This is a genomic window from Macrococcus hajekii, assembly GCF_004359505.1.
Taxonomy (GTDB): Bacteria; Bacillota; Bacilli; order Staphylococcales; family Staphylococcaceae; genus Macrococcus; species Macrococcus hajekii.
The window spans coordinates 1-433 of sequence record NZ_SCWE01000023.1 but is presented as its reverse complement, the minus strand read 5'-3'; the positions used below and the strand labels follow the sequence as shown (position 1 = coordinate 433).

Sequence of the window (433 nt, the reverse complement as noted above, 5' to 3'; positions counted from 1 at the left end):
ATCATCAATCGCAGCCTTTAAAAACAATCAATCTGCTGACCTATAGCAAGTTTAAAGAATGGTATCAGCCACTTAAGAAGTCGAAGAAATTTCTGAACATGAGTAAAAATCTATCATTTCATGAATTTAAAAATTCAGCGGAAAAATATATGACTGATTTAATCGAAGAAGATTATTTCATCCCACTCTATGAAAAACGGCGATTGTTTTTCCTGCCTGAAGGATTGAAGAATGTTGAAAATCAGCATTACGGCACATTGAAATACCATAAGATCATCATAGCTAAATAAAAGGCAGGACATCAATAAATTATATGATGTCCTGCCTTTTTAAATTTGCTGATTTTTACTTCTGTGCACAATCAATCTGCTGATTTCGATAGCTGCGATGACTAATAATGACCAGCCGAATAATGGCATAGCCACTCCTAGCA

General features: G+C 34.4%; 1 protein-coding gene. It reads left to right on the top strand.

The annotated features are described in order from the left end of the window. The coding region (locus tag ERX37_RS11515; RefSeq protein WP_165982051.1) for a hypothetical protein at nucleotides 1-290 on the top strand (290 nt) is incomplete at its 5' end. Between the last annotated feature and the right edge of the window lie 143 nt (nucleotides 291-433).